The sequence below is a fragment of the Leptolyngbya sp. FACHB-36 genome (genome assembly GCF_014695955.1).
In the GTDB taxonomy this organism is placed as follows: Bacteria; Cyanobacteriota; Cyanobacteriia; order Leptolyngbyales; family Leptolyngbyaceae; genus FACHB-36.
Window position 1 is genome coordinate 1 of sequence record NZ_JACJPG010000196.1, and the last position, 3,696, is coordinate 3,696.

The window sequence follows — 3,696 nt, forward strand, 5'->3', positions numbered from 1 at the left end:
ACGGGCTCCGTACGCCAAACGTCGTCAGATAACAACGCTTACATCAACACTGTTTAAAGATTTGACCAGAAGTTTTGGATTGTCCTTAGACTAAAGACTGAGATTAACCCAAAGTCCGCTTATCTCGTGTCTATCCATGAGTGCTCCGCTGATTGACTTGTCTAACGCCCGTTCGGATAGCATCAATAAAACTGTCCTCGGTAAAATTTGCGGGTCCACTCAGCGATTCCGCGATCGCTACGAAGTATTAAAAGTTCTCGGGCGAGGCGGTTTTGGCATCACCTTTCTCGCCAAGGATGTGTATCTGCCTGGTGAACCGCTTTGCGTCATCAAGCAGCTATGCCCTAAGGTCAGCGACAATCTGGTGCTGCACCGTGCGCGTCAGCGATTTGAGCAAGAAGCCAAAATGCTGAGCAAGTTGGGCAGTCACGCTCAGATTCCGCAACTGCTTGATTATTTCGAGAAAGACGGCGAGTTTTACCTGATCCAAGACTATATTCGGGGCAACACACTGACGCGAGAACTCCGGAGATCGGGTCCCTTCTCGGAAATAGTCGTCAAGCAGTTTTTGCGGGAGCTGCTGCCGCTGCTGCAATATATCCACAATAATCGCGTAATTCACCGCGACATCAAGCCACCCAATATTATTCGCTGCAAAGACGATGGGCGCTTGGTTCTAATTGATTTTGGTGCTGTCAAAGAGCAGCTGGTCGCCAGCGATCGATCGAGCTGTAAACCGTCCACCACGCAGTTTGTTGGTACTGTCGGGTTCGCGCCACCCGAACAGCTTGCCTCTCGCCCGCTTTACAGCAGCGATTTGTACGCCGTTGGCGTCACCTGTCTCTACCTGCTGTCGGGCAAGTCGCCGCTGGAGTTTGAGTACGAGTTTGGGACTGGCGACGTGCGCTGGCAAGACCACATCACGGTTAGCAAGCACTTTGGAACCGTCCTCACCAAGCTGCTGAAGAGTTCGCCAAACGATCGCTTTCACTCTGCTAGCGAGGTGCTGCGGGCGCTGGACTTGGAGCCGTACTTGGACAATTTGATGTATTGCATGAACATTAAACCCAAGCCCTTCCTCAACGCAAACTTGGCAAATGATACCGAGTTCGAGGGATACGTTCCGCCGCTCGTACGACGGGCGATCGCAATCCGCGATTGGCGCACCCGCTTACGAGCCAGACAAATGCGCCTCGACTATCTTCAGCCTAAAGTGTCCTACAGCAACGGATCATCACGCTAGCCGTTTGGTCAATCGCCGAGGTCCGGCTTGTGGCGATCAACCATAGCAACCCATGACTAATCCCTACTGCTCAACCGATACTGCATTCACATCAACCGCCTCAGTCTTTTGAGTCTCGGTAGTTGGCTGAGTTTCGCCCTTGCCAGACTTGAGCCGCTCGACCAACAACTGCGACACCTCTGCCATCAACAGCGTTGCAATGACGCCATCGTCAATCCAGCCAATTACGGGAATAAAATCTGGCGAGATGTCGATCGGCGACAGCAGATACGCTAGAGAGCCAAGAATAATCCACCAGCGATATTTCGGGTTGCGAATTGAGTTGCGGTACCAGTTGTAAATAGATTGAGAAATGTTCATTTAGTTAACCCTCAAGATACCTTTATCTTTGCAAGCACCTTAGCAACGTTCCAGTAGGGAAAACCTCCCTCCAATGGTGAAGGAACTGAACGAATCACGGCAAACTCACCTGATTTGACGGAGCTGGGCGAGGAAGATCTTTACATGCGGTTAGGCAAAGGGTTCATAGCTGTCTTGTAGTATTGAATTGCCTCGCATCTCTAGGCACAATCATCGGAGTCGAATACGGGGAACGTACGGAGGGCAAAATAGACCGTGAATATTGTAGAGATCTTTGAAAAAGGCGGGGCGACGATGTTTCCCCTGCTGTTGCTTTCAATTTTGTCGTTAAGCGCCATCATCGAGCGCCTGTGGTTTTGGACAAACGCGCTGACCAAAGAGCGAGAAACGGTGAATCGCGTGCTAGATGCAGCACGACGTGACTGGGGAGCGGCTGCGGATTTGGCACGACAGGCATACGACCAGCCGATCGGTCGCTTCCTCTACACTCCGTTGCAGCTAAGCAATCCCGATCCAGAACTGTTTCGGCTGGCGCTGGAGTCTGCTGCGGATGATGAGCTGGCAGCGATGCGGCGCGGCGACAAAATTTTAGAGGCAGTGATCGCGCTGGCTCCGCTGTTGGGACTGCTGGGCACGGTGATCGGCTTGATTATTTCGCTGCGATCGATCCGCATCGGCGACCTTGCCACCGGATCAGCCGCAGGTGTGACAACTGGCATCGGTGAAGCGCTCATCAGTACAGCGGCTGGACTCGTCGTGGCAATTTTTTCACTGGTTTTTTACCGAGTGTTTCAGGCGTTTTTGTTCAACCAGATCAAGGTTTTCCGCAAAGCCGGAAACGAATTGGAACTGCTCTACCGCCAGCGCTGGTCGCAGAAAGATTTTAAGTCTGCCTTAGACAGCCCACAGCCCACTGATGCTGAACTAGAAAAGCCGTCAGCGCCCGAAGAACCTGGAAAAGCCTATTGATCGGCGATCGTCCCGCTCACGCGGCTTTCCACTCTCAATCGTTTGTTACTTCTCTAAGCGACATGAAAATTCACTCTGACACTCCGCCTGAAGACGTTCAGATTCAGATCATTCCGCTGATCGATGTTATTTTCTGCATCTTGACGTTCTTCATTTTGGCGGCGCTGCAACTGACTCGGCAGCAAACAATTAACGTGGATTTACCTCAGGCAGCAACGGGATCTGCTCAAACGCGAGACACCCTGATTGTGACGATTAGCTCTACGGGACAGACGTTTGTAGAGAAGCAACTTGTCGATCGAAACCAGCTTTATCAACTCCTAGAGCAGTACCGCCAGCAGAATCCCAACGGCTTGCTGGTGCTGAATGCCTCAAAAGTGGCGTTCTACAACGATGTGGTGCAGGTGCTGGATTTGATGCGTTCAGTTGGGGGCGATCGTGTGGCGCTGGCGACAATGCCCGTTGAGGCAAATCAGCCTGCAGGTGCGTCTCCCGCTCCCACAGCTAGCCCATCTAACCTATTTGGTAATCCTAATCCGTCACCGCCGTTCAATCCGACCCAGCCCCAAATTCCCTCTGTCGGACCAACCTCTGGACCAGTGAATCCTGTGCCTGGATCATCGCCTGGACCCTTTGGGGGAACGCCGCTGACGCCAACGAATCCTGCACCGTCTAGCAATCCTTCTCCGACGCTGCCTTAGAAGGCAACTGCTCGTTCCAGACAGGAAAAGGGGAATAGCAACTTCTTCAGCGCGCCGCTGCTACTCAGCTTAGTCGGCAGCGTGCTCGTCAGAGATTAGACGCCTACGTAGACGCTTCAATCTGTCCTAGGTCCGTCGCTGTTCAACTTCGCCGTGCTGCCGCAGCAGGGCTGCCAGTTTGCGCCGCATGATGATTCCAGGTTGGTCGGTTGCCATGTGCTGTTCTTCGCTGAGATCTAAGGGCGTATCGTAGTCAGTAGACTCCAGCACGGCTTTGTCTTCTGTTGTGACGGCTCGATCGAAGGCAATGATGTTCTCGGCTTTGGCGTCGGCTTCGGTGTCATTGCGGACGCAGAATTGCACGACTTGCGAGGTGCGATCGTCGATCGGCGTTGCCGATGTAAAAATCAGATGCATTAAGCC

Annotated in this window: 4 protein-coding genes and 1 pseudogene; 3 read left to right on the forward strand and 2 right to left on the reverse strand. The window is 52.8% G+C overall.

Annotated features, from left to right (window positions below):
* Positions 1-136 precede the first annotated feature (136 nt).
* Positions 137-1,243 (forward strand): serine/threonine-protein kinase, encoded by a 1,107-nt coding sequence (locus H6F43_RS04440; RefSeq protein WP_190341061.1) that lies wholly within the window; start codon positions 137-139, stop codon positions 1,241-1,243.
* A gap of 63 nt (positions 1,244-1,306) precedes the next feature.
* Here H6F43_RS04440 and H6F43_RS04445 read toward each other — a convergent pair whose 3' ends face one another.
* Entirely contained in the window at positions 1,307-1,603 is a 297-nt protein-coding gene (locus tag H6F43_RS04445) for a YkvA family protein (protein ID WP_190341063.1), read from the reverse strand.
* A gap of 255 nt (positions 1,604-1,858) precedes the next feature.
* Here H6F43_RS04445 and H6F43_RS04450 point away from each other — a divergent pair, with 255 nt between their 5' ends.
* The gene (locus H6F43_RS04450) at positions 1,859-2,572 is read left to right on the forward strand and encodes a MotA/TolQ/ExbB proton channel family protein (RefSeq protein WP_190341065.1); all 714 of its coding nucleotides are present in this window, start codon (positions 1,859-1,861) and stop codon (positions 2,570-2,572) included.
* A 62-nt stretch (positions 2,573-2,634) separates the two neighbouring features.
* Positions 2,635-3,273 carry a biopolymer transporter ExbD gene (locus H6F43_RS04455; RefSeq protein ID WP_190341067.1) on the forward strand — a complete coding sequence of 213 codons (639 nt, stop codon included), beginning with the start codon at positions 2,635-2,637 and terminating at the stop codon, positions 3,271-3,273.
* 126 nt (positions 3,274-3,399) lie between these two features.
* Here H6F43_RS04455 and H6F43_RS04460 read toward each other — a convergent pair.
* A pseudogene (locus H6F43_RS04460) lies at positions 3,400-3,696 on the reverse strand (Rieske (2Fe-2S) protein); the annotation flags it as partial.